This is a genomic window from Bradyrhizobium genosp. L (genome assembly GCF_015624485.1).
In the GTDB taxonomy this organism is placed as follows: Bacteria; Pseudomonadota; Alphaproteobacteria; order Rhizobiales; family Xanthobacteraceae; genus Bradyrhizobium.
The window spans coordinates 726,583-751,490 of the sequence record NZ_CP061378.1 but is presented as its reverse complement, the minus strand read 5'-3'; the positions used below and the strand labels follow the sequence as shown (position 1 = coordinate 751,490).

General features: G+C 63.8%; 24 protein-coding genes. 13 read left to right on the top strand and 11 right to left on the bottom strand.

Annotated features, from left to right (window positions below; translation table 11 throughout):
• The 3 genes from IC762_RS03450 to IC762_RS03440 are packed head-to-tail and all read left to right on the top strand — an operon-like array spanning nt 1 to nt 2,720.
• Nucleotides 1-831, top strand: coding sequence for an SURF1 family protein (locus tag IC762_RS03450; protein WP_195789976.1), 831 nt, complete (start codon nt 1-3; stop codon nt 829-831).
• A gap of 58 nt (nt 832-889) precedes the next feature.
• Nucleotides 890-2,194: an ATP-binding protein gene (locus IC762_RS03445; protein WP_433995935.1), complete on the top strand. Its 1,305-nt coding sequence runs from the start codon at nt 890-892 to the stop codon at nt 2,192-2,194.
• Nucleotides 2,184-2,720, top strand: coding sequence for a response regulator transcription factor (locus IC762_RS03440; RefSeq protein ID WP_195787257.1), 537 nt, complete (start codon nt 2,184-2,186; stop codon nt 2,718-2,720). The genes IC762_RS03445 and IC762_RS03440 overlap by 11 nt, the downstream gene beginning before the upstream one ends.
• Before the next feature lie 39 nt (nt 2,721-2,759).
• Here the strand turns inward: IC762_RS03440 and IC762_RS03435 are convergent, their stop codons facing one another.
• Together IC762_RS03435 and IC762_RS03430 are read right to left on the bottom strand one after the other, a co-directional pair.
• A complete protein-coding gene (locus tag IC762_RS03435) occupies nt 2,760-3,503 on the bottom strand; it encodes an HAD hydrolase-like protein (RefSeq protein ID WP_195787256.1) in 744 nt (247 codons plus the stop codon).
• Complete coding sequence (locus tag IC762_RS03430; protein WP_195787255.1) at nt 3,500-4,192, bottom strand: GntR family transcriptional regulator; 693 nt, start codon at nt 4,190-4,192, stop codon at nt 3,500-3,502. The genes IC762_RS03435 and IC762_RS03430 overlap by 4 nt, the downstream gene beginning before the upstream one ends.
• A 109-nt stretch (nt 4,193-4,301) precedes the next feature.
• On the opposite strand from IC762_RS03430, the gene IC762_RS03425 reads away from it, so the two are divergent.
• Complete coding sequence (locus IC762_RS03425; protein ID WP_195787254.1) at nt 4,302-5,630, top strand: MFS transporter; 1,329 nt, start codon at nt 4,302-4,304, stop codon at nt 5,628-5,630.
• 22 nt (nt 5,631-5,652) lie between these two features.
• On the opposite strand, the gene IC762_RS03420 is transcribed toward IC762_RS03425, so the two are convergent.
• The 6 genes from IC762_RS03420 to IC762_RS03395 all read right to left on the bottom strand — a co-directional run bounded on the left by IC762_RS03420 (nt 5,653) and on the right by IC762_RS03395 (nt 14,018).
• Nucleotides 5,653-6,891 (bottom strand): MFS transporter, encoded by a 1,239-nt coding sequence (locus IC762_RS03420; RefSeq protein WP_195787253.1) that lies wholly within the window; start codon nt 6,889-6,891, stop codon nt 5,653-5,655.
• Between the two features lie 159 nt (nt 6,892-7,050).
• Nucleotides 7,051-7,875 carry a CarD family transcriptional regulator gene (locus tag IC762_RS03415; protein WP_195787252.1) on the bottom strand — a complete coding sequence of 275 codons (825 nt, stop codon included), beginning with the start codon at nt 7,873-7,875 and terminating at the stop codon, nt 7,051-7,053.
• 428 nt (nt 7,876-8,303) lie between these two features.
• Complete coding sequence (gene fdxA / locus IC762_RS03410; protein ID WP_092120017.1) at nt 8,304-8,642, bottom strand: ferredoxin FdxA; 339 nt, start codon at nt 8,640-8,642, stop codon at nt 8,304-8,306.
• Between the two features lie 86 nt (nt 8,643-8,728).
• Nucleotides 8,729-8,998 carry an RNA-binding S4 domain-containing protein gene (locus tag IC762_RS03405; RefSeq protein ID WP_195787251.1) on the bottom strand — a complete coding sequence of 90 codons (270 nt, stop codon included), beginning with the start codon at nt 8,996-8,998 and terminating at the stop codon, nt 8,729-8,731.
• Between the two features lie 9 nt (nt 8,999-9,007).
• Entirely contained in the window at nt 9,008-12,538 is a 3,531-nt protein-coding gene (locus tag IC762_RS03400) for a helicase-related protein (protein ID WP_195787250.1), read from the bottom strand.
• A gap of 649 nt (nt 12,539-13,187) precedes the next feature.
• On the bottom strand, nt 13,188-14,018 hold the full coding sequence (locus tag IC762_RS03395) for a DUF3108 domain-containing protein (protein ID WP_195789975.1): 831 nt from the start codon (nt 14,016-14,018) through the stop codon (nt 13,188-13,190).
• Nucleotides 14,019-14,362: 344 nt separating this feature from the next.
• Here IC762_RS03395 and rpmB point away from each other — a divergent pair, with 344 nt between their 5' ends.
• From rpmB to IC762_RS03365, 6 genes are all read left to right on the top strand, one after another.
• A complete protein-coding gene (gene rpmB, locus IC762_RS03390) occupies nt 14,363-14,671 on the top strand; it encodes a 50S ribosomal protein L28 (protein WP_195787249.1) in 309 nt (102 codons plus the stop codon).
• A gap of 179 nt (nt 14,672-14,850) precedes the next feature.
• Nucleotides 14,851-15,441 (top strand): 7-cyano-7-deazaguanine synthase, encoded by a 591-nt coding sequence (locus tag IC762_RS03385; protein WP_210338414.1) that lies wholly within the window; start codon nt 14,851-14,853, stop codon nt 15,439-15,441.
• 98 nt (nt 15,442-15,539) lie between these two features.
• Complete coding sequence (locus tag IC762_RS03380) at nt 15,540-16,367, top strand: hypothetical protein (RefSeq protein ID WP_210338413.1); 828 nt, start codon at nt 15,540-15,542, stop codon at nt 16,365-16,367.
• A gap of 2 nt (nt 16,368-16,369) precedes the next feature.
• A complete protein-coding gene (locus IC762_RS03375) occupies nt 16,370-17,311 on the top strand; it encodes a CBASS oligonucleotide cyclase (RefSeq protein WP_195787246.1) in 942 nt (313 codons plus the stop codon).
• Nucleotides 17,304-17,882 carry a hypothetical protein gene (locus tag IC762_RS03370; RefSeq protein ID WP_195787245.1) on the top strand — a complete coding sequence of 193 codons (579 nt, stop codon included), beginning with the start codon at nt 17,304-17,306 and terminating at the stop codon, nt 17,880-17,882. Before IC762_RS03375 ends, IC762_RS03370 begins: the two co-directional genes overlap by 8 nt.
• 23 nt (nt 17,883-17,905) lie before the next feature.
• A complete protein-coding gene (locus IC762_RS03365) occupies nt 17,906-18,535 on the top strand; it encodes a hypothetical protein (protein WP_195787244.1) in 630 nt (209 codons plus the stop codon).
• Nucleotides 18,536-18,833: 298 nt separating this feature from the next.
• On the opposite strand, the gene IC762_RS03360 is transcribed toward IC762_RS03365, so the two are convergent.
• Nucleotides 18,834-19,082 carry a hypothetical protein gene (locus IC762_RS03360; RefSeq protein WP_246801408.1) on the bottom strand — a complete coding sequence of 83 codons (249 nt, stop codon included), beginning with the start codon at nt 19,080-19,082 and terminating at the stop codon, nt 18,834-18,836.
• A gap of 115 nt (nt 19,083-19,197) precedes the next feature.
• A complete protein-coding gene (locus IC762_RS03355) occupies nt 19,198-21,204 on the bottom strand; it encodes an RDD family protein (RefSeq protein WP_195787243.1) in 2,007 nt (668 codons plus the stop codon).
• Between the two features lie 384 nt (nt 21,205-21,588).
• Between IC762_RS03355 and IC762_RS03350 the strand changes: the two genes are divergently transcribed.
• The 3 genes from IC762_RS03350 (at nt 21,589) to IC762_RS03340 (ending at nt 23,767) form a co-directional block, all read left to right on the top strand.
• Complete coding sequence (locus IC762_RS03350; RefSeq protein WP_195787242.1) at nt 21,589-21,921, top strand: hypothetical protein; 333 nt, start codon at nt 21,589-21,591, stop codon at nt 21,919-21,921.
• 146 nt (nt 21,922-22,067) lie between these two features.
• Nucleotides 22,068-22,292, top strand: a complete 225-nt coding sequence (locus IC762_RS03345; RefSeq protein ID WP_195787241.1) for a hypothetical protein — start codon at nt 22,068-22,070, stop codon at nt 22,290-22,292.
• Between the two features lie 269 nt (nt 22,293-22,561).
• Nucleotides 22,562-23,767, top strand: a complete 1,206-nt coding sequence (locus IC762_RS03340; protein ID WP_195787240.1) for an ABC transporter substrate-binding protein — start codon at nt 22,562-22,564, stop codon at nt 23,765-23,767.
• Between the two features lie 134 nt (nt 23,768-23,901).
• Here IC762_RS03340 and IC762_RS03335 read toward each other — a convergent pair whose 3' ends face one another.
• Nucleotides 23,902-24,876, bottom strand: a complete 975-nt coding sequence (locus IC762_RS03335; RefSeq protein WP_195787239.1) for an alpha/beta hydrolase — start codon at nt 24,874-24,876, stop codon at nt 23,902-23,904.
• Nucleotides 24,877-24,908: the final 32 nt, after the last annotated feature.

Below are 24,908 nucleotides of genomic sequence, written 5' to 3'. Positions count from 1 at the left end.
ATGCGGGCTGCCAGACCATCGGTCCCGCTGCTCACGCTCGGCATGCTCGGCGTGGTGCTGCTCACCGCGCTCGGGGTCTGGCAGATCGAACGCAGGACCTGGAAGCTCGAGCTGATCGAGCGGGTCGAGCAGCGCGTCCATGCGGCTCCCGTGCCGCTGCCGCCCTCGTCGTCCTGGCCGGCAATCAACGCCGCCGGCGACGAATACAGGCACGTCACGATCAGCGGCAGCTTCCTGAACACCGACGAGACGCTGGTGCAGGCGGTGACGACGGAGGGTCCCGGCTTCTGGGTCATGACCCCGCTCCGCACCGCCGACGGAACCACGGTGCTGGTCAACCGTGGCTTCGTTCCACCGGACAAGCGCGCCCCCGCGACCCGGCATGACGGCGAGCCAAAGGGCCCGGTGACTGTCACCGGCCTGCTCAGGATGTCGGAGCCGAGGGGCGGCTTTCTGCGCAACAACGATCCCGCGGCGGGCCGATGGTATTCGCGCGACGTCGCTGCGATCGCCGCGACGCACGGATTGTCGCTGGTCGCGCCCTACTTCATCGACGCCGATGCGACGCCAAACCCGGACGGCTATCCCCTCGGCGGGCTCACGATTGTCCGGTTTCCCAACAACCACCTGATTTACGCGCTGACATGGTTCACGCTGGCCTTTATGCTGGCGGGTGCGCTGCTGCGCAATTTGCGCGGCAGGGGCCGCGCCGGCGCCTCCGATCCAAAGTGGGGCTCACGGCGCGCCGCCGTGCGCCGCCTGATCGGCGCAGCCCGCAATCTGTCTCGCGACACAGGCCCAGATGCTCGAGCGCACATCGGATCCGCATGAGGAGAATGCCGCGACCGGGCCGGCCGTGATGCCGGCCGGCGCGAGCGCGTCCGCCGGCATGCCATTCGATCTCGCGGCGCTGTCGCCGCCCGACGTCGCCACCAACCGCAAGAACATGGCGCTCCTGGTCCAGCTGCGCTGGACCGCGGTGATCGGCCAGATCGTCACCATCGCCTTCGTCCAGTTCTGGATGGGCATCGCACTGCCGCTGTTGCCGATGGCCGGTGTGATCGGCGCGCTGGTGGCGCTCAATCTCGTCAGCCTGCTCTGGGTGCGCTACCGCGCCGACGTCAACAACCGCGAGCTCCTGATCGCGCTGACGCTCGACGTCGCGGCGCTGACCACCCTGCTCTATCTCTCGGGCGGCGCCACCAATCCGTTCACCTCGCTCTATCTGCTGCAGGTGACGCTCGGCGCGGTCCTGCTCGACGCCCCCTCGACCTGGTCGCTGGTGGCGCTGGTCTGCATGAGCTACGCTTGGCTGACCGGCTATTACGAGCCGCTGGGGTCGCCGCATCAGGGCTTCGGCGATGCGTTCAGCCGCTACATCGCCGGCACCCTCATCGGCCTGGTGCTCGACGCCGTGCTGCTCGTGGTGTTCGTGACCCGGATCAACCACAATTTGCGCGACCGCGACGCGCGGCTCGCCGCACTGCGCCAGCATGCCGCCGAACAGGATCACATCGTCCGGATGGGCCTGCTCGCCTCCGGCGCCGCGCACGAGCTCGGCACGCCGCTCGCCTCGCTCTCGGTGATCCTCGGCGACTGGCGGCGAATGCCTCAGCTCGCCGCCGATCCCGAACTGGCGCAGGACCTGGGCGAGATGGAAACCTCGCTGCAGCGCTGCAAGTCGATCGTCACGGGGATTTTGCTGTCGGCCGGCGAAGCCCGCGGCGAGGGCTCGGCGCCGACCACGGTCGCGGCGTTTCTGTCCGCGCTGGTGGAGGAGTGGCGAACCACGCGCCCCTCGGCCACGCTGTATTTCCGCAACGCGTTCGGCGCCGACCTGCCCATCGTCTCCGACATCGCGCTGAAGCAGGCGATCTTCAACGTGCTCGACAATGCCGCCGAGGTCTCGCGCGAATGGATCGAGCTGACGGCCGAGCGCGACTACGACCGGCTGGTGCTGTCGGTGATCGACCGTGGCCCCGGCTTTTCGCGCGAAGTGCTGCCGCATGTCGGAAAACCCTATCAGTCGACCAAGGGCCGCGCCGGCAGCGGGCTTGGCTTGTTCCTGGTGGTCAATGTCGTGCGCAAGCTCGGCGGCGTGGTGACGGCGCGCAACCGGCCGGACATCGGCGCCGCCGTCCGGCTCGAACTGCCGCTGTCGACGCTCGCGATCGGAGACGATCTTGACGGATGAACGCCAGCTCCTGATCGTCGAGGACGATGCCGGCTTTGCCCGCACCCTGAAGCGCTCGTTCGAGCGCCGCGGCTATGGCGTCGCCATCGCGGCCTCGCTCGACGAGGTCCGCCATCTCGTCGAGCAGCACTCGCCCGGCTATGCCGTGGTCGACCTCAAGCTCGCCGGCGGCGCCTCGGGGCTGGCCTGCGTCGAAGCGTTGCACGCGCATGATCCAGAGATGCTGATCGTCGTGCTGACGGGTTTCGCCAGCATCGCGACCGCGGTCGAGGCGATCAAGCTCGGCGCCTGCCACTATCTGGCAAAACCATCGAACACCGACGACATCGAGGCCGCATTCCAGAAAGCCGCCGGCAATGCCGCCATCGAGCTCGGTGCCCGCCCAACCTCGATCAAGACGCTGGAATGGGAACGTATCCACCAGACCCTGATCGAGACCGATTTCAACATCTCCGAAGCCGCACGACGGCTCGGCATGCACCGCAGGACGCTGGCGCGGAAGCTGGAGAAGCAGCGGGTGAAGTAGCAGCCGCCGTCGTCGATGGTTCGCACGCTGTCGCCAAAGCTACCGTGCCGAGGCGAGCGGCGCTGAACCTGCTTGCGCCGCCCGGTGCAGATCGACCAGTTCTGCCAGGGAATTGATCGTCAGCGTGGGCTCAGCCGTCGCCGCCAGCGTCGCGCCGGTGCCCTTTTTGCCGTGACGACGATTGACCCACACGGTCGTCAGGCCAAGGCTGTTGCCGGGCGCGATGTCGTGATGCTTGCTTTGGGCGACGTGCAGGATATCGCTGCCGACCATGCCGTGCCGCGCGACCTCGCGGAATGCCGCATCGAAGTGTGGCTGTCCCGGCTTGTAGGAACTGACGTCCTCTGCGGTGACGGTGAACAGGAAGGGCACCTCGAGCAGCTTGAGCGTGCCCTGCAGCGATGCATTATCGACATTCGACAGGATCGCGAGCCGGTAATGCCGGCTGAGATAACGCAGGCTATCGACAGTATCCGCGAAAGGACGCCAATGCGGCACGGACTGCGCAAATGCGTCGGCACGCTCGGGGTTGGCCTCCCACCCGAACTGCTCCTCGATATCGCGCCAGGAGCGCCTCAGCACCTCCGGATACAGCAGGGTCGGCCGGGTCTGCTGATGTCTCGCCTGCATCAGCGCAAAGGTGCTGACGACGAGATCCGGCGGCACCGGTGAGCCCATCGCGCTGAGCCAGGGCTGGACCAGTTGCGAGATCGACGAGTCCCAATCGATCAGCGTTCCATAGCAGTCGAACGTGATCACCTTGAATTGCGCGAAGTGGATCATCGCTGCTGTTCTCTCTTTGCGGTGTCGCGGTGCAAATGGGCCTGCACGCGCCTTGTCGATGCATCGGTCTGATCGACGATGAGGCGCGCCGCCGCCTCGGTATCGCCGTTGCGGATCGCGGCCACGATCAAAAGATGGCTATCGACCCAGCCCGCGCTGAGGCCGGACTGCGCCCAGGCCGGCAGCAAATAGCGATTGATGCCCTGGTACAGACCGGCGATCTGCGCGAGCAGCCTTGGCCTCTCGGCCCGCTGGTAAAGGCTGCGATGAAACTCCCAGTGCAGCGCGGCGCGGTCGAGCGGGTCTGCGGCCGCCGCAGCCTTGGCCAGAACGGACTCGGAATAATCGAGGTCCACCTCCGTCAGCCGCGGCGCTGAGAGACGAAGCGCGTGCGGCTCGAGCAGCCCGCGAAGTTCAGCGATTTCCAGGAAATCCGGCTCGGATATCCGGGACACCGTCACCCCGCGATTGGGATGCAGCACCGCCAACCCATCCGCGACCAGCCGCTGCAGCGCCTCGCGCACCGGCGCGACGCTGACACCGAACCGCGCCGCGACGTCGTTCTGCTTGAGCTGTGCACCGCCGGCAATCGCGCCGAGCAGGATGGCGCGGCGCAGTTGGTCGGCGATCAGCTCGGGGGTCGAGAGCTTGGTGGTCGAAATGCCGGCGAGGCCGTCCGCGAGCGTCATCCTTGACAATCCAGTGACGTTACGTGATCTTCGATTATCGATAATCTAATATCGGTACTAAGGCAAGCAGATCATTCGACAGCCAGCGTTGCGCGTAAGGAGCTGATTCATGACGCAGATTTCGGACACGGCGGTAGCAACTCCGGCCGATCAGGCCACAGACTCACTCCCTCGCACGGCCTTTGCGGCGACGGTCGGCACGACCATCGAGTGGTATGACTTCCAGGTCTATGGCCTCGCCGCGGCCCTGATCTTCAACTCGCAGTTCTTTCCAAACATCGATCCGGTCGCCGGCACGCTGCTTTCCTTCGCGACCTTTGCCGTCGGATTCCTGGCGCGCCCGATCGGCGCGATCATCTTCGGACACATGGGCGATCGCATCGGCCGCAAGTCGACCTTGATCACGACATTCCTGCTGATGGGCGGCGCGACACTGCTGGTCGGATGCCTGCCGAACTACAATGCGATCGGCGTGCTTGCGCCGATCCTTCTCGTGCTGCTCCGCGTGATCCAGGGCATCGGCCTCGGCGGTGAATGGGGCGGCGCCGTACTGATCGTGACCGAAAGCGAAGCGCAGTCGCGGCGCGGACTGCTCGGCAGCCTGCCGCAATTGGGATCACCGGCAGGATTGGTGATCGCAACGCTGGTGTTTGCCGCCATCAGCGCGACGACGACCGCCGAGCAATTCGCTGCGTGGGGCTGGCGGCTGCCGTTTCTTGCGAGCCTTCTGCTCGTGATCGTCGGTGCGCTGGCCCGCTTCTCGATGCCCGAGAGCAAGGCGTTCTCACAGGCCAGGCGCAACAACACGATCGTGACATTGCCTCTGGTCGAGACCTTGCGGACGCAATGGCGCGAGGTGTTGCTGGCTGCCGGGCTGTTCCTCGTCACCAGCGGTGGCTTCTACGTCTACGTGACTTTCATGGTCGCGTACGGCTCGACAAATCTCGGCCTGCCCCGCGAACTGATGCTCAATGGCGTGCTTGCATTTGCGCTCGCCGAACTCCTGATCATCGTCCCGATCTGCGCGTATTCGGATCGTATCGGGCGCCGCCCGGTATTCGTTGCATCGGCGATCTTCACGATCATGTTCGCTTTTCCGCTGTTCTGGCTCGTGAACACGAAAGTCACGTCGCTGATCCTGCTCGGCATGGCGGTCGGTGGAATGGCCAACGGCGTGCTGTTCGGAATCATGGGCTCGTTCGGGCCGGAGCTGTTCAAGACCAGCGTCCGCTACACCGGTGCGTCGCTCGGCTATCAGCTCTCCGCTGCGATCGGCGGCGGCCTCACGCCATTGATCGCGACCGCCTTGGTGAAATGGGCCGGCGGCAGCTATTGGCCCGCGCCGGCCTGGCTCGCGGGCCTTGCCGCGGTGAGCCTCATCGCGGCGCTGCTTGCGCCCGAGACACGATCGCGATCGCTTTCGAGCGGAGAGGGTTGAGCTGCAAACGGGCGGCTGGGCATCAAGCAGCGGTCGGACTGAGGCCGCGAGGGATCGCCAGTGCGCGCCATGGCAGCAACAGCGGCGTCGCCAGCATCAGCAGACCGGCGAGCGCGATCGCCGGGCGTGCGCCGGCAAGGCCGGCGAGCACTCCCCACAATGCGGTCAGCGCGGCAATGGTCGCGCTAGAGGTGATCGACCAGGCCGACAGGGTCCGCGCCGTGCGGTCCATCTCGATCTGTCCAAGGCGATAGGCTGCGAACACCGGTTGGAACACGCCGACGCTCGTGACGATGCCGAGCTGCAGGATCATGACGACCACGATCCCGGCAGCGCCTGCGGGGATGAAGGCAAGGCCGAGCGACCAGCAGGCACGAAGCGCACCCGCGACGAGCAGAACATTGCGCTGCCCGAACCGCGCGACCAGCGGAGCGGCCAGCCGGGCGCCGATCAGGCCGCCGATGCACGGCGCGCCGAAGGCGAGGCCGTACTGCCATGGCGCAAATCCGAGCTCGCCGAGCATCAGCACCGCGAGCAGCGGCGCCGTCGCCATGATCAGGCCGTTGACCAGAATGGTATTGAAGAACAACGGCCGTAGCACCGGATGCGCGAGGATGGTGCGCCAGCCCGCGGCAAGCTCGGCAACGCGAAAGCCCTGCGTATCCTGCCGAACCGGCAGCGGCTCGGTGCCGCCGATCGCACCGATCGCCGCCGCCGACAGCAGGAAGCTGAGTGCATTGGCGATGACGGTCACGACCGGACCGAACAGTCCGATCGCCGCGCCGCCGAGCGGCGGCCCGATCGCGGTGGCGGTCCAGGTCGTGGCCTCGAGCCGCCCGTTGGCGGTGACGAGATCATCCGGCGCGACCAACGCCTTCAGGCAGGCACCGCTCGCGGCGCGGAAGGCGATGTCCGATGCCGCCATGACGATCGCCACGATGACCAGCTGGGCGAAGCTCAGCCATCCGACCATGAACGCCATGGGCACGCTGATCGCCGCCGCGAAGCGGACGAGGTCCATCGTGATCATCACGCCGCGCTTGCGGCGAAACTCGACCCATGGGCCGAGCGGCACCGCCACCGCGGCGCCGACGGCCAGTCCCGTCGCCGCAAGGATCGAGACGCTGGCGGGTCCTGCGTGGAGCACCAGGATCGCGATCAACGGCAAGGCGTCGAAGGCGATCGTGGTCCCGAACGTCGAGACCGCAAACGCTGCCCACAGCCAGCCAAATCCGCGCCCCAGCGATCGTTGTGCAAGCATGCCGAGCCCCCGACTGGCGCCGCGCGCCAGCGCCGCAAGAGGCATGAGTCGCGGCGTTGGGCCAAGGATGATTTGCGCAATGCAGCCAGCAGCGACACCTCACAAAACAAAAAGCCCGGTCTTGCGACCGGGCTTTTGTTTTCAATCCGTCGAACCCTTTCAGGCGGCTTCGTCTTCCACCGTGGCGTCGTCGCCGTCGGTGTCGGTCTCGTCGCCTTCGGCATCGCCCTCGGCTTCGCCTTCACTGCCCTCGGCCTTGGCGCCGCGGCGCGGGCTCTTGGCGAGCTGGCTCTCGATCTCCTTGATCGCTTCGGTCTCGGTCGAGTGCTGCACGACCGCGATCTCGCGCGACAGGCGGTCGAGCGCCGCTTCATAGAGCTGGCGTTCCGAGTAGGACTGCTCGGGCTGCGATTCCGAGCGATAGAGATCGCGGACCACCTCGGCGATCGCGACGATGTCGCCGGAATTGATCTTCGCTTCGTATTCCTGGGCGCGGCGCGACCACATGGTGCGCTTGACGCGGGCGCGGCCCTTCAGCGTCTCCAGCGCCCGCTTGACCAGCGCCGGCTCCGACAGCTTGCGCATGCCGACATTGGCGACCTTCGCCGTCGGGACGCGGAGCGTCATCTTGTCCTTCATGAAGTTGATCACGAACAGCTCGAGCTTGGCGCCCGCGATCTCCTGCTCCTCGATCGCCAGGATCTGGCCGACGCCATGAGCAGGATAGACGACGAATTCATTGGCCTTGAAGCCCTGGCGCTGGGTCACGACCTTCTTCGGCTCCTCGACGCGCGGGGCGGCGGCCGGCTTGGCGGCGACCTTCGGAGCGACAACGGGGGCGCCGGCGGGCTTGGCGGCAGCAGGCTTCACAACGGCAGCCTTGGGGGCGGCCGGCTTGGGTGCAACAGGCTTCGGAGCGACCTTGGCAGCAGGGGTCTTCGCAGCTGCCGCTTTCGCGGCAGTCTTGGCAGTCTTTTCTGGCATCACGCTTCTTTTGTTCTTTGAGGACTTTGCGGCCGGTGCTTTCCGGGCAGCCTTCACGGACGCCTTGGCACGGCCCTTCGATGCGCTGCGAGCAACGACAGCGGCTTTCTTCGTCGTCTTTGAAGCACTCTTTTTACGCGTTTTCTGTGACACAGCCTGCGCGTGGAAACTGCCACGCCCCTGTTCGATGTTTGCGGGAACCTCGAAGCCACAAGATACGCATGGCAGGTTCTTGGCTTGGTATGTGCTCAATATAGCACATTTTCCGCAAAAATCAATGATTTACGCCCGATTCCGGACATATGCCCGGCGCTTTCGGTCATATGTCCGTCATTAGGGTTAAATCGTCAGGCGAAACAAAGGTCCAACGTGCCGAAACGTGGCGCATCCGGAGCAAGGATCCGCCGGTCACGGCCTCGATCAGCGAATCAGTCGCCGCTGCCGGGATTCGGAGAAAAATATTTCTCGAACTTGCCCTCTTTGCCCTCCCACTCCTTGGCGTCCTCGGGCGAGTCCTTCTTCTGGGTGATGTTCGGCCAGCTCTTGGCGTATTCGGTGTTGACCTCGAGCCACTTCTCCAGCCCCGGCTCGGTGTCCGGCTTGATGGCATCCGCCGGGCATTCCGGTTCGCACACGCCGCAATCGATGCATTCGTCGGGATGGATGACCAGCATGTTCTCGCCCTCGTAGAAACAGTCGACGGGGCAGACCTCGACGCAGTCGGTATATTTGCACTTGATGCACGCTTCAGTGACGACGTAGGTCATCCAAAACTCCGGAAACGATCAGCATTTTTCTGGGGTTGCCTAGCGCAGGAATACCGCAGCCGCAAGGAAATGCTGGCCCTAAATAGCTATTCCTTGCCTTCTTGCAAATCCTCGCAAAGCAGGCGCGCGGAGGCGGCATCGCCGCGCCGCTCGGCAAAGCCGATCACCTTCAGCAGGCGGACGCTGTTGTCGAGCGCGACCGTGACGACGTCGCCGAGCTTGACCGCATGGCCCGGCGATTTCTCCCTGACGCCGTTGATGCGGACGTGACCGGACTCGACGAGTGCAGCAGCGCTGGTGCGGGCCTTCACCACCCGCGCGTGCCACAGCCATTTGTCGAGCCGCTGCCTGTCCAAATCCTGCGATCAATCCTTGCGATTGCCGGCGAGCTGCTCTTTCAGCGCGGCAAGCTTGGCGAACGGCGAGTTCGGATCGATCGGCCGGTCGCGCTCGCGCGGCGCGCTCGAAGCATAGGGACGATGCGACGGGCCGCCGCCGTCGCGCTTGTCGCGGCCGCCCTTGTCGCGGTTGAAATCGCGGCCGCCGCGATCATTGCGATCGCCCTTGCGGTCGCCGCCGAACTTGTTGCCGCGCCGCTCATTGTCGCGATCGCGGCCCTTGCCCTCGACCCGGTCGCGGCGCTCGCCGCGGTCCGGACGATTGTTGTCGCGGGCCGGCGCGCCATCGGCGGGCGCAGCCGCGGCATCGGCGGGCGCCGCGGCTGAAACGTCGGCGGGCGCGGCCTCGCGCGGCTTGTGGCGGAAATCCTGGTGGCGGCGCGGCCGGCGATGATGCTCGCGCTTCTCGCCCTCGCCGCCCTCTGCCGCAGGCGCGCCGGCCTGCGCGGGCTGGCCACCCTGATGACGGCCGCGGTTGCGATCGCGGTTTCGATCATGCTGCCGCGGGCGCTGATCGTCGGCGCGCCCGCCCGGACGCCAGACCTCGATCAGTTGCGGCTCGGCCGGCGTCTCCGGCGCTGCGGGAGCAGCCTCGGCGGTGGCGGGGTCAGCGCTTGCGGTCTCCGCAGGCGCTTCGGTCGCAGGCTCTGACGGCGTCTCGGCGGCTTCCGCGGGCGCAGCCTCGGCTGCGCTGGCGGGTTCGTCGACCGGTGCGGCGCGCTCGGCCGCAACATCCTGGTGGGTTTCGATGACGACGGGCGTCGTCTCGCTGGCCGTGACCTCGGCGAAGCCGATATCGGGCAGCAGCGCCGATGTCGGCGCGGGATCCCCGGAGACCGGCAGTTCGGTCGCAGCCTCGGGCTCGGCCGCAGTCTCCAGCGGCGCATGGGGCGTGTCGGTGGCTTCGGCCGAGGGTTCTGCGCCAACATCGACCGGCGCGTCAGCGGCGGCATCGGAGGTCGCCTCAACCGGCGGCGTCTCGGCGGCGACGGTCTCGGTCGCTTCCGCCGGCGCGGCTTCAACCGGCTTCGGCGGCAATGGCGGGCGGCGGTCCATGCGGTAGCCGAGCGCGCGCAGGATCGAGGCGAAATCCTCGCCGGCGGAGCCGGTGAGCGAGGTCATCGCCTGGGTGACGACAAAGCCGCGGCCATCGAATGCGCCGGCGGGCTTTTCGCCGGGATTGGTCTCGCGCCAGGCCAGCGCCGGACGGATCAGGTCGGCAAGCCGCTCCAGGATGTCGACGCGCACCGCGCGCTCGCCGCACTGGCGATAGCCGAGCACGCGATAGCCGTCGCGCGGCAACGCCTTGTCGACCGGAAACGAGGTGCGGCCGCTCGACGCCAGATGCTGCACGTTCGACAGCGCAGCCATGTCGACATTGCTTTGCTTCTCGGCCCACAGCAGCGAGGCCAGCGAGCGCGCCGCGGGCTTCAGCAGCAGCGGGAAGTAGATGTGATAGGCGCCGAACCGCACGCCGTATTTGCGCAACGTGGCGCGCGACGGCTGGTCGAGATCCTTCATCTCGGCCGAGATCTTCGAACGCTCCAGCACGCCGAGCGCCTCGACGAGCTGGAAGGCGATGCCGCGGGCGATGCCCTGCAGATCCTCCGCCTTGGACAATTCGAACAGCGGCCCGAGCAGTTTTTCGATATGCGTCTTGAGCCAGAGGTCGAGCCTGGTCTGCACGGCCTCGCGCGAGGCACCGGTCAGCCGCTCGTCGGAGATGATGCGCAGCCGCGGATGCAGCGCCTGGTCGGCGGCGACGAGCTTGGCCACCGCATCGCCGGTCCAGCGGATGGTGCCGTCGGACGTCAGCACGAACTGCTCGTCCGGCGCTGCACCGAGCTTCTCGGCCCGCGCATCGATCTCGCGCGCCAGCACCTGCTGGGCCGCGGCTTGCAGCGCCTTGGCATCGCTGCCGGCCTCGGCCGCATCGGGCGCGAAGGTGAAACCATCGAGGCGGCCGATCACGTGGCCTTCCACGATCACTTCGCCGGTCTTGCCAATTTCCGTATTCAAAACTGAGTTCTCCCGCAGGCGGCGCATCAATACACTGGTCCGCCTGTCAACGAAACGCTCCGTGAGCCGTTCATGCAGCGCATCGGATAATTTATTTTCGAGATCGCGCGTGATCCCCTGCCAGTGCTCCGGGTCATACAGCCAGTCCGGCCGGTTGGCCACGAAGGTCCAGGTCCGGATCTGCGCGATCCGTCCCGACAGCGTGTCGATATCGCCGTCGGTGCGGTTGGCCTGGTCGACCTGGGTGCCGAACCATGCGTCAGGGATACGCCCCTTTTGCATCAGGAAGCCGTACAGCGTGGTCACGAGTTCGGCATGCGCCGCCGGCGACAGCTTTCGGTAATCAGGAACCTGGCAGGCTTCCCATAGCCGCTCCACCGCCTTGGCGCCATGCGCCATCTCGCGCACCTCGGCGTCGCGCGCGACATGGTCGAGCACGCGCTGGTCCTCGGCGAACGGCGCCCGCGTCAGTGCCTCATGATTGGGCGACAGCGCCAGCGACACCTGCAACGCGCCGAGCGAGGAGAAATCCAGTTTTGCATTGCGCCATTGCAGCATCTTCACGCTGTCGAAGGTGTGGTTCTGCAACGCATTGACCAGTTCCGGCTCGAACGGCGCGCAGCGCCCGGTGGTGCCAAAGGTGCCGTTGCGGGTGGCACGCCCCGCACGGCCGGCGATCTGCGCGAATTCGGCCGGCGTCAGCCGGCGGAACTGATAGCCGTCATATTTGCGGTCGGAGGCGAAGGCGACGTGATCGACGTCGAGATTGAGCCCCATGCCGACGGCGTCGGTGGCGACGAGATAATCGACGTCGCCGTTCTGGAACATCGACACCTGCGCATTGCGCGTGCGCGGCGACAGTGAGCCGAGCACCACGGCGGCACCGCCATGCTGGCGGCGGATCAATTCCGCGATCGCATAGACCTCGTCGGCGGAGAACGCGACGATTGCGGTGCGTCGCGGCTGCCGCGTGATCTTGCGGTCGCCGGCGAATTCGAGCTGCGACAGCCTCGGACGCGTGATGATCGAGGCGCCCGGCAGCAGCCGCTCGATGATCGGCCGCATCGTCGCAGCACCGAGCAGCAGCGTCTCGTCGCGGCCGCGGCGGTTGAGGATGCGGTCGGTGAAGACATGCCCGCGCTCGAGATCGGCCGCGATCTGGATCTCGTCGACGGCGAGGAACGACACGTCGAGATCGCGCGGCATCGCCTCCACGGTCGAGACCCAGAACCGCGGCGCCTTCGGCTTGATCTTCTCCTCGCCGGTGATCAGCGCGACGTTGTCGACGCCGGCGCGGTCCGCGATCTTGTTGTAGACCTCGCGCGCCAGCAGCCGCAGCGGCAGCCCGATCAGGCCGGACGAATGCGCCAGCATCCGCTCGATCGCAAGATGCGTCTTGCCGGTGTTGGTCGGACCCAGCACCGCAGTGACGCCGGCGCCGGGAGCGCGGTCAGATCCGAACGAAGATGAGAAAGCCATATTTTCCGGGTGTTTCGTGAACTGTTGGCAAGATAGCCGTCCCGTCATCCTGAGGTGCGAGCGCTCGCGAGCCTCGAAGGATGCACGGCCGAAATCTATCCGCAGGTTTTGATCGGACTTTCCTCACGTGGAGCGAGTCGGGCTGTCGCCCTTCGAGACGGCCGCTCTGCGGCCTCCTCAGGGTGACGGGAGAGAGAATTGCGCAAAATCTGTCTCACAATGCGACGCTTTCCGCCTTCGCCTTAAGCTTCGGAACGAGTCCGGAACGAATCGCGGCCGAATCGCTGACTCGCATCCAGGCCTGAAACGTTCACCGCAACATCTCGGTGGCATCCAAGGCGGCGGCACTAGATCAAGTTTGCGAGGGCTCCACAAGCCGCTGTGATGAGGACTGATTTCCTTAAGTTCGTGAGAACACCGAGTCGAATCAGAACCGGACGAGAGTCAACCGGATTCCAGTGACGTTTGTTGCATTCCCGACGCCTGCCTCTCGCTCACCTCCCCTTGAAAAGGGGAGGTCGCTTTGCTCGCAGAGCAAAGCGGGTGGGGATCATGTCTCTCCGCGCGCAGCAGTGCGTGTGGCCGACCCCCATCCCGACCTTCCCCCTTTCAGGGGGAAGGCGAAGCAAGCACGCCTTGCGACGAAGGCCTACTGCGTCTTCGCCACGCGCGGCGGCGCGGCTGTGGTGATGAACGACGTCGCCTCCAGCATGGCTTGGCCCAGCGGGGTCGGGATCGTCATGCGGAACGGCACCAGCAGGCGCGTGCCCGCGATCGGCACGAAGGCGATCTCGATGTTGCGCTGGGCGGCGAGATATTTGATCACCGGGCGATCCGGGATGTAGCCCGCGATCGGCACGAAATAGATCGCGCAGACCAGCGCCGGCCCGTGATAGCCGTGCTCGGCCTTGACGATCTCGACGCGCTTGAAATCGGCGCGCAGATCGTAGCGCATGCGGCCGTCGAACACGCCGTTGGCGGTGCGGCAGACGTCCGGGCTCATCGGCTCGGCATTGCCGGGGATGCGCAGGAACGAGCCGGTCATCGGATCCAGCACGCCCTTCTTCTGCGCGTCGGTGACCGGGATGCGGTCGGCATCGACCGGCGGCTCCGGCTCGATCGCGGATTCCTTGATGACGCCGTTCGAAAGCACCATCCGGATGGTCTCTGACTTCTTCGAGGTCGTGGTGGTCGCGGTGTAGGAGTTCGCGATCGGCACGCCGTTGGCCATGCGGCCCTGCGAGGCGCCGGAGCCCGCGCCGCCGGAAAACGCCTTCAACAGCCCCGCGGTGCCGCCCTGGGCCGAGGCCGAGAACGAGTCGTCGCTGACCTCGACGGTCCAGGTGCCCTTGCCGACGGGGATGCCGGCCAGGGTCGCCTCGTACTGCGCATCGAGCCGCCCCTGCGCGCGCGCGTCCTCGCCGCCGAACAGCAGCAAGGCGCCGGCCAGAAGGCCGACAAGCCACCCGGACGGCGGCAAAATGGCAATTGGGGCGGTCACTTACCTGACGGTCCTGCTATCGGGCGCTGCTTGAAGTCATCTAGGCGACAGATCCGGCCAGACAACGCGTGGGCCCTTATGGAACCTAGTTTGCAGCCGAATACGCCCTTTATATGGTTGCCATATCCGCCGTTAAGTGGCTGGAACGGCTTATGAACCGCGAATATCCGTCACCTCCTCGGCGCTGTCTGATCTTGACGCTGGCGCCATCCCCAATTATACACCCGCGGTTCCTGGAAAATGGACGCGAATTCAAAACCCCCGCGCAGGCCGCGTGATCGCACGTGCCGCCGATGCCGGGGATGCAATGAGGATTTTGTGACATGTCGCGGCGCTGCGAACTGACGGCCAAGGGCCCCCTGACGGGCCACAAGGTGAGCCACTCCAACATCAAGACCAAGCGGCGCTTCCTGCCGAACCTGGCCAACGTCACCTTCATCTCGGAAGCACTCGGCCGCAACGTGCGCCTGCGCGTCTCGACCAATGCGCTCAAGAGCGTCGACCACAATGGCGGCCTCGACGCCTACCTGATCAAGGCCAAGGCCGACGTCCTCTCGCCCCGCGCCCTGGACCTGAAGCGCGCGATCGAGAAGAAGGTGGGCAAGCCGGCGCCGGTGAAGAAGGCGGGCTGAGCGAAGGCTAGCTGCGGCGCAGAAAAGCGCGGAGATAGTTTTGGACGGCCGGGTCGGAAGATCTGGCCGTTTTTGTTTTTGCCTGACAGTCAGAGATATTGAACGAAAGTGGAGTTGAGAGCGCAATCCGCCCACTAGAAACCCTCCGCCTCTGCGAGGTATTTTAGAGGTTGATTCGTATGAAAACAGCAACCGTTCTGCTCAGCGGAGGAATCGATTCTGCATCAGCCGTGCTTCTGCTGAGATCGAACGGCTTTGCAGTACGAGGACTCTTTATCGATTACGGTCAAGCGGCGCGCGATATGGAGCGCCAGGCCGTGGCTCGGCTAAGGGATGTACTAGGAATTACCGTAGATGAATTGCAAGTTAGCACACACGCCAAACACGGCGCGGGTGAGCTGAGGGGAAGAAACGCCTTTTTAGTCTTTGCTGCCGTGCTGCTGGGGAATTGCGAACCCGGCGGGATTGGAATCGGCATTCATGCCGGCACACCGTACTACGATTGCTCACCTGATTTCGTTGAGAGGTTAGACGAACTGGTCCAGCAGTGCTCCGACGGAAAGCTGACCGTTCTGACGCCATTCGTTCATTGGAGCAAAGATGACGTCTATAGCTATTTCTTATCGCAAAACATTTCAATCAGCGCAACTTATAGCTGCGAAGCAGGCAATCAACCGCCTTGCGATCGTTGCGCATCCTGCCTTGACCGGAAGAGGTTGGAATGTTCGCTAGGAAAAGGACCGTCAGACTCGGCACGCATACAGAGCTAACGACTCCCATTCTCTTACCTTCTTTCTCGAGCAAGGGATTTCCCAAGGTCCAGAAGATCATCAAGGCGTCCGAAGAATACATATCCGACGAAATTTTGGTGAGCGCTTACGATATTTCGTATGGAGTAATTTCCCCCGAGTTCGAGTTTGCCTCGGCCATCTTTCTCGATAGCGGAGGTTATGAAGCCTCAAAAGATGCTGACCTCTCAGAAATCTACGACGGCGAGCATGTTGCGAAAGAATGGTCCCCCGAGAAGTACGCACAAGTGGTGGAAGGTTGGACCAGTAATTCACCGACTGTGTTCGTTAGCTTCGACCATCCAAAGCATAGAACTAATACACAAGCGCAAATCGAACGAGCTCAGCAGCTGATTCTCCCGCCCGGAGAGCATGCTCGATCGATACTCTTAAAGCCGGAAAGTGAAGGTTCGATCCGGCTCCACCTCGATCATATTGCTCCCCATATTACACGATTGAAGGATTTCGCCGTCGTTGGCGTCACCGAAAAGGAGATAGGCAATTCGATACTAACGCGGATGGTCAATGTAGCGCGCCTTCGAAAGCTCCTCGATCGGCAATACGCAAACATGCCGATACACGTCTTTGGAAGCTTGGACACGATCTCAACGTATCTATTCTTCCTAGCCGGCGCAGACATCTTCGACGGCCTAACTTGGCTTCGATACGCATTTTCCAACGGAGACACGATCTATCGACACTCATACGGCGCATTGAATTTACCCATTAGCATCAACTCGGACATCGTCGAAGGTCGCTGCTGGTCTAATAACTATCAGTACATGCGACAGATGCAGCTCAACATGCTGAAACACGTCAGCGATGGTGACTTTGGGCATTTTGGCAAGCATCATGAGTTGATCAAGAGCGCCTATCAAGAAATGTGCGCTATGTTGCTGGGAGACTAACCATGGGCGGAAGCGGCGGCGGCGATCCCTTCTTAGGAAGGTCTCCAGCAGAACTCGCCAAGCAAGTTCGAAAGGCTGAAGACGAAACCGCCATAAAGGCGTTTGGCGCCGAACTGAGCGCACTTCTTGGAGAACTTCTTGCCACGGCGAACAGCCGCGACGTCAGCCTCGTTCAGGAGCGGCTCGACGAAATTAAAGACGAAATGAGCGATGCTTTGGAGACCTCAACTGACTTGCTGTTCGGCGGATCAGTCGCAAAGCACACCTACGTTGATGGGCTCAGCGACATTGATTCGCTCATTATTCTCAACGGGTCGGAGCTTGAGGGGCTGAAGCCATCAGAAGCGCTACCGAGAGTGGCCGACATCGTTCGGAATGCCGTTCCAACGACAGCTTCAGTTGGCGCAGGCAAATTGGCTGTGACCATCGAGTATGGCGATGGAATGCAAATTCAGCTTCTACCTGCCTTTCGGTTTAAGGAAGGCCTGAAAGTGCCTTCATTTATGCGGGACGGCTGGTCCCATATCTCCCCGGAGGAGTTTCAAACTGCGCTGTCAACGCGCAATCAAGAATGTCACGGAAAGCTTATTCCGACGATTAAGCTCGCTAAGGCAGCAATAGGTACACTGCCGGAACGACAACGGCTCTCCGGCTATCATGTAGAAAGTCTGGCGATTGCCGCCTTCAAAGACTATTCCGGCCCCAGTACGACCGCCGCAATGCTCCCGGTTTTCTTCGAAAGGTCGCGGGATCTGGTGTTGCAGCCCATTCGCGACAGTTCTGGTCAGTCGGTGCACGTGGATGGATACCTCGGAGAGGCAAATAGTCCCCAAAGAATTGCGGCAGGTCACATACTTGGACGGATCGCAAAACGAATGCGGAATGCTAGCTCTCACATGTCGCGCGATCAGTGGAAAGCGACACTCGGATTGATTGATGACTGATCCGGATAATTCATCGTTCCGTACCGAAGCCGAGCGGATTCGTCGGGTCGCCGATCAGCTCTGCTCAGCTCACGCTGCCCTACGCGATCGATTTGCCCGGCGGCAGTTTGCTGCAGACGTCGCCATACTTTTGCTGTCTGCGTGGATTACCTCTATGGCCTTCGTCGATCCTAAGATGGCCCAGTGGCTTACTCCACCTCGTTTGGATTCTCAGTTGTGGATCGGCCTGCTCGGCGCTGTCACTTTTGGACTGACGTTAATTCAGTTCAAAGCCGACTGGCGCGGGCGGAGTGAAGCTCACCAACGCAGTTTCACCATGTATGCCGAGGTAAAACGAGAGGCAGGATATTTCCTAACGACATCAATCGACATCCCGGCGAAGGATTTTCAACGCTTGGTAGATAGATACGACATGGCTAGTGACGTCGGGAGCGGCATTCCCGAACAGGAGTTTTTGCCGCTTAAGCAACACCACAAGATGAAGATTGAGATCAGCCGGTTGATCGACGAGAAGCCGGGCGCATTCATCTGGCTAGCAAAAATTAAACTCTTTCTCCGCGATAATAGATAATGGCTCGCTCTGTAGACACTAACTTGCTTGAATTTTACTTGTCTGCAAAGTCGTGGATTGAACGATCTGCATATGCCAACGAGATTCGTTGGCAAGAACGCGCCGGCCTGAATGGCTTCTCCGAATCGGATTTCCTTCGGGAATATGCTTGGGTGGTGCTGAATTCGGGCTTTCGCGAGTCGGTGGTTAGAAAACACTTCAACTTTATCTCCCTTTGCTATTGCGACTGGCAATCAGCGCGAGAGATATGCGAACTGTCAGACGTTTGTAGCTCAACGGCATTAACTGTATTTGGCAATAGAAGGAAGCTGCAAGCGATCTCGCAGACAGCAGCGATTGTGCACCAACTAGGCTTTCAGCAAGTAAAAGCCTATCTCGATAATGACTTCTTCGGCTTCGCTACCTCCTTTCCCTTGATAGGTCCGATCACCGTGCACCACCTTGCTAAAAACCTTGGCGTAAAGACCGCGAAGCCGGACCGTCATCTCGCAAGACTGGCCTTGCGATTTGGATATTCCACGGTAAACGAGATGTGTTCGACGTTATCGTTTGTCACGGGTGACAATATCAGCGTGACGGACATCGTGTTATGGCGTTTTGAAGAGCAGCACTTCGGTGCAACTTTGCGGGCCTCCAAACGTGCAGATTCGTAGGAAGAACGACCGGTCGGCGGGCTAGTATTTCTGCGACACTACCTGCGTTCTCCCCCTGGCAAGCAGAAAGAATACGACGATCACAACACAAAGCGCGACCACCCGCAGCGCTCCCTGCAACTCCCGCGTCACAGCAACCTCGATCTCAAACACCCCGAACAGCCAAGCCCACCCCTCCCACGAGATCGGGAAGCCACCTCTCACGCCGCTCCGTCACACAAACCAGTATTTCCTTGTGTCCGCCATGCAGCCACCGTCGCTCAACGCATCGGCGTTAATGCGCGGCGGACGTCCTCGCTCACTTCGGCGATTGCAATCCCGGCGAGGTCAGCCACGCATCGACGCGCGCGGCGGTTTCGGCCTGGCGGGCCATGCGGATCAGGCGGTCGCGGGCGACGCCGGGCGGCATGGCGCCCGCCTCGTCGCGGAGGCGGATCGATTCGTCGGCGAGCCGTTGCTTGACGGATTTGCGGGGATTGGAAAGTTTGATCTGCATCATGCTGCTCCACTGAACGAAGGCGGGAGCGCAACTGGCGTTCTCGGTCACCGATAGCTGCCGGGGGTCCGTGCGGTGATGCGTGACGCTACACCAGGAGGGAACAGCCGGACTGTCCACTTGTGCACACAGCGGACGGGAAATCGCGTGCCGCCCTGGCCGCCCGCTACTTCGCCTCGGTCGCCCCTGCCTTCACCGCGGCCTTCGGCGTCAGCCGTTTCACGAGCTCGGTCGGCAGCGAGACGCTGCGGGACTCCAGCCTGGCGGAGTCGGTTTGCCGAGGTGGGGCCGGCGCCAGGACGGCGTGATCGGCGGCTGTGTCCGCGGGCGGCGTGGGCTCGGCTGGCGCGGGCGCCGGCTCCGATGCGGTGGCATCGGCGGTCGAGGCTTGTGGCTTCAGCGGCGGCGTGAACAGGCGCGTCGCCACCTTCTCGCGCAGCAGCTCGTCCTGGTCGGGGTACCACATGCTGCTCGGCAACGCCGACATCGCGCGCTCGGCAAAGGCGTGGCTGAGGCCGAAGCGCTCCAGCCGTGCGATCTCGCTCGACATCGCGAGGCTGCGGCTGGCCGAGGTCATGCCGGCAAACCTGACCTGGTGAAAGCCGAGCCGGCCGCGGCCCTTGAGCAGCACGCGGTCCTTGCCGCCGAGGAACACCACGGTGCAGGCGGAGAGGCAGTCCTGCGCCACATAGGTGGTCAACTCGCGCGCCTTGATCAGGTCGGCCATCTTCTGCGCTTCGAGCATGCGTCCGCCGGTCGAGTTCAGTCGCACCGTCCTGATGTTGCCCATCGCGCCGAGGAAATTCTCCATCTCTTTGGCGACGCCGAAGGTGATGCCGCCGGAGAACTCCAGCGTCCGGCCGTTCGCCAGCACGCGGAACTGGTGCGGCCCGACCAGCGCATCGCCGGCGACGATCTCGTAGATGCCGGCGAGTTGCGGGATCGCGGCGACCACGAAGCTATAGGCGAAGTAGAGCAGCATCCCCACGGTCGCGAGCTTCGCCGCGCCACCCCAGAAGGTCAGGCCGTTGGCATCGTAGCGCGACGCCGCGCGCCAGATACCGACCGCCTGCCAGACCCGCAACAGCGCGATCAAGAGCCAGACCATGCTCAGCACGACCAGCCACAGCAGCGGCTGCTCGCCGCTGCGCTGCGCGGCCAGGGAGATCAGCAACGCAAGCGGGATGCTGAAGGCGACCCCGAGCACGATGTCGTTGACCCAGAACGAGAGCGGCAGCGGCAGCTCGCCGCGCCAGTGCCGCACGACATAGTTGGCCGGCCGCGGCAGAGGCGGTGGCTGCACCACGACCGCATCGGCAACCTCGGGCTCGTCCGGCACGACAGCAGGCGGCGGCAATGCCGGTTGCGCGGACGGCGCCGTGGCACTGCGCCCAACGATCCGCGGCACGGCGGTCCCCGCACGCGAATCGTAGAACGCATCGCGGCGCTTGACGATCGCGTAAAGCGCGATCAGCAATCCGGCGCCGCCGCAGAGCCCGGGCGCGATCATCAGGATCAAGCCTGCGATGCTGAATGGCACGATCTCGATCCCGAACAGATGCATCAGCACCGGCAGGATGATGTAAGGCGCGAACGGCAGGGCCTGCAGCAGATAGCGCCTGGTCACGTCGCGCGAGGGCGGCGGAGTGCGCCCGGTCGCGGCCGCCGCGAGACGGACGCCGAGCAGGCGGCGGCCGGGCGTGCCGCGGCGGCGATCGAACAGCAGGCGCAGCAGGAAGAACAGCGCCAGCCAGGCCTCGCCGAGAATCGAGTGCGTCACCGGCCTGCCCTCGGCATCACGCAGGAAGGTGATGTACTTGCTCTGTGTCAGCGCGCCGTTCTGCCAGACCTGCGTCAGCTGCAGGGTGCGCGCCGAGGTCAACCCGAACAGGCCCTGCCGGCACTCGACGATGCTGGTGGGGACGAAATCGCCGGGAAGCTTGAAGCCTTCGGGCACGGCATCGAGCTTGTCGCAAGTGAGCAGCATGAAACCGCCGGCGAACTGCACGCGGCCGCCGGTCGCGGGATACAGCACGAAGGCCAGGATTTGCAGCAGCAGCGTCGCGATCGCGAGATCGACCAGCAGCGCGGTGGCACGACGCCAGAAGCCGGCGCGCTCGAACGCGTTGCCTGCCGCAGGCGGAAGGGGGAGACCGGTCAGGAAATCAGTCAAGACAATCTGCCAAACAAAACCGGCGCGGCGAGCACTGCCCGCGCGCCAAGGCGCGTCGCCGCCGCCACATCAAGCATGGTGCCGAAATTCGGTTGTCGTGACAAGGGACGGCAACCGCAGGCGCGCCGCATGGTTATCGCGCGCACAAGACCAGCGGTGACGAGGACAGCGCCTGCGTGACTTCGGAATATTAGAATAATAGCGCTGATTTGCCCGGCGTGTCAAGCGGCCGTGTCGACAGCCGTCGTATCGGACGCCGGCAACCACCGACTCCCTTTGCATGGGGTTGTTTTCGACATTTTTGGCCGCGCGCGGCCGCGACGGCGCTCGAACATCGGTTCGTGGCGGCCCCCCCGGCGAAGCGAGATGATCGCGAAGTAGATTGTGCTGCACATCACGGTTCACGAGCAACATTCACCTACGCCAGGGCTGACGCGCGGCAAGTTCGTTTTGCGGTTAACAATGTCGAGGAATGACACCGCAATCATCGGCGGCTTCTATCGCCCGATAAGCGCAAATCAACGTGCGTTTGAGGCGGAGCGCGGTGAAGGAATGCTTAACGACCGCGACTTGCTCACGACATTGCGCACGCATGCGGCGCATGCAAAACGCCGCGATCTCTTTTTGCGCGTTGTGTGCGAACGACGCCGTCCGCCGCGCCTTGCGATTCGGCGATTGGCCCTCAAGCGTGAAACCGTGACGCGATATTCCGCGTAGCTCGAACACTTGGAGTCATTCAAAGCGTTGCAGGATCATCACGGTCGGCACAACTCATCGTGAGGCGCATGCGCCTTGCTCTTGGGAAGATGCCGCACCGCACATAGATCACATCTCAAGAACGACCTCAGTCAAGGAATACGTCAATGCAAGTTCGCGCAGCCGATCCGCGCGGAAGACTGGTGCCGATGCTCGCAGCCGCCGCAATCGCGGTGCTGGCGACGACGGTGCTGTTTCTGTTCGAATTCAATCCGCCCCGCAATGTCGCAAGCGGCGAGCCCGGCATGATCACCTCGGCCGCCGCGAGCCGCGCCGGCGCGACCATTCTGCCGACCGATCCGATCACCACCGGCAGCGTGCGGGTAAGGTAAGGGATTTAACATCGTCGTCCCGGCCTGGAGCGCAATTGCGCACGGGGGTCGGGACCCATTACCCCGGCTGTCAATTGTGGCGCGACGCTGGGGCCACATTCCACGAGACGGCAAACATTCGTGGTTATGGGTCCCGGCCTTCGCCGGGACGACGAATGTGGTGCTATTTCCGCATCCCTGCCCCCAGCATCTCCCCGCAAGCCTTCCCCGCGTTACCTCGCGTAAGCTCCTCCTGCCAAAAAAAGCAAAACGCCACAGGGAGGCTCACGATGAGATGGAAGGCCATCACGGCCGCAGCCGTGCTTGCGGTTGCCGCGCAGGCGCACGCTGCCGAAAAAAAATATGGCGCGGGCACCAGCGACACCGAGATCAAGCTCGGGCAGACCTCGCCGTTCTCCGGCGCGGCGTCGGCCTACAGCGTGATCGCCAAGGTGCAGGCCGCCTACTTCAAGATGATCAACGACCAGGGCGGCGTGAACGGGCGCAAGATCACTCTGATCACGCTCGACGACGGCTACTCGCCGCCGAAGACGGTAGAGCAGACCCGCAAGCTCGTCGAGCAGGAGGAAGTCGCCGCGATCCTCAATCCGCTGGGCACGCCGACGGGCCTCGCGGTGCGCAAATATCTCAACGACAAGAAAGTGCCGCAGCTGTTCGTCGGCGCCGGCGCCACGCTGTGGGGCGACTATGCGCATTATCCCTGGTCGATCGGCTTCCAGCCGTCCTACCAGGCCGAGACCGCGGTCTATGCGAAATACGTGCTGACCAACAAGCCGGACGCCAAGATCGCGCTGTTCTACCAGAACGACGACGCCGGCAAGGATTACGGCAACGGCTTCAAGAAGGGGCTGGGGCCGGAGAACACCGCCAAGATGGTGGTGGCGGAAGCGACCTATGAATCGACCGATCCGACGGTCGACAGCCAGATCGTGAAGCTGAAATCGTCGGGCGCCAACGTGCTGTTCATGCACGCGATCCCGAAGCAGGCGGCGCAGGCGATCAAGAAGATCGGCGAGATCGGCTGGAAGCCGGACCTGTTCTTCCTCGCGGCGACCTCGACCTCGGTGTCCTCGGTGCTGAAGCCCGCGGGGTTTGAGTATTCCAAGGACATCATCTCGTCCTACTCGCTGAAGGATCCGAACGATCCGCAGTGGAAAGACGACAAGGACGTCATCGCCTGGCACGACTTCATGACGAAGTATTTTCCGGACGGCAGCCAACAGGACCAGCTGATCGTCTACGGCTATGTGGTGGCGGAGGCGACCGTGCAGGTGCTGAAGCAGTGCGGCGACGACCTCACCCATGAGAACATCATGAAGCAGGCCGCCAATCTCGACATCGAGCTGCCGATGTTCCTGCCCGGCATCAGGGTGAAGACCTCGCCGACCGACTATTTCCCGGTCGAAGCAATGCGGCTGCAAAAATTCGATGGCGAGACGTGGAAGCTGTTCGGGGACACGATCGGGAATGATTGAGGGGGAGTATTGAACGTAGATGCGTAGGGTGGGCAAAGGAGCGAAGCGACGTGCCCACCATCGCGAGCACGGAGCAAGAATGGTGGGCACGGCGCTGCCGCGCCTTTGCCCACCCTACGCAGTCGACGAGGAGGTTAGACGCCGCGATCGAACAACGCCTTGAAATCGGCCCGCGCGCGCTGCGCCTCGGCACGCGCCGTCTCGGAGGCATCGCCGAGGCCGAAATAGCCGTGAATCAGGCCCTCGCCCGCGTGATACGTCACCGGGACGCCGGCAGCCTGCAACGCCCTCGCGTAAGCATGCCCCTCGTCGCGCAGTGGATCGAACCAGGCGGTGGTGACGACGGCAGGCGCGACACCTTCAAGCGATGTCGCGCGCAGCGGCGAGACGCGCCAGTCCGTGCCTTGCGTCCTGTCGCCGAGATAATGCCCGGCAAACCACTCCATCACCGCACGCGACAGGAAGTAGCCGTCGGCGTTCTCGGCGCGCGACGGGAATTTCGCATTCTCCGTCGGATCGGCGTAATTGCCGACCACGTCGGTGACGGGATAGACCAGCAATTGTGCCGCGAGCCTGATGCCGGCATCGCGGCAGGCGAGCGCCGTGGTGGCGGCGAGATTTCCGCCCGCGGAATCGCCGGCGACGCCGATGCGGGAGAGATCGCCGCCGAACTCACCGATGCGCGCGACCACATCACGGACCGCGGCGAAGGCATCCTCGAAGGCGCCGGGAAAGCGGGTCTCCGGCGGGCGGCGGTAATCGACCGAGATCACCACCGCACCGGTCTCGATCACGAGGTTGCGGGCTTGGCGGTCATGGGTCTCGAGATCGCCGGCGACCCAGCCGCCGCCGTGAAAGAAGATCACGGTCGGCGCGCGGCCCTGGGAGTTTTCTTGGCCGTTGCGATAGAGCCGCGCCGCGAGCGGGCCGGCCGCGCCCGCGACTTCGATGTTGCGGACCGTGTCGTTCGGCGGCGGCGGGATCGCGGCGCGGGCATCGGCCAGCGCGCGGAGCGAATCGCGCGCGCTCTGCGGCGTCATGGTCGCGGGGTCGCGCAGCGGCAGGAGGGGGATGATCTTCTCGACGACGGGATCAAGCGGAAGCGGCATGAAGAGTGCTTTCTTCGGGGAGCAGTTGCCGG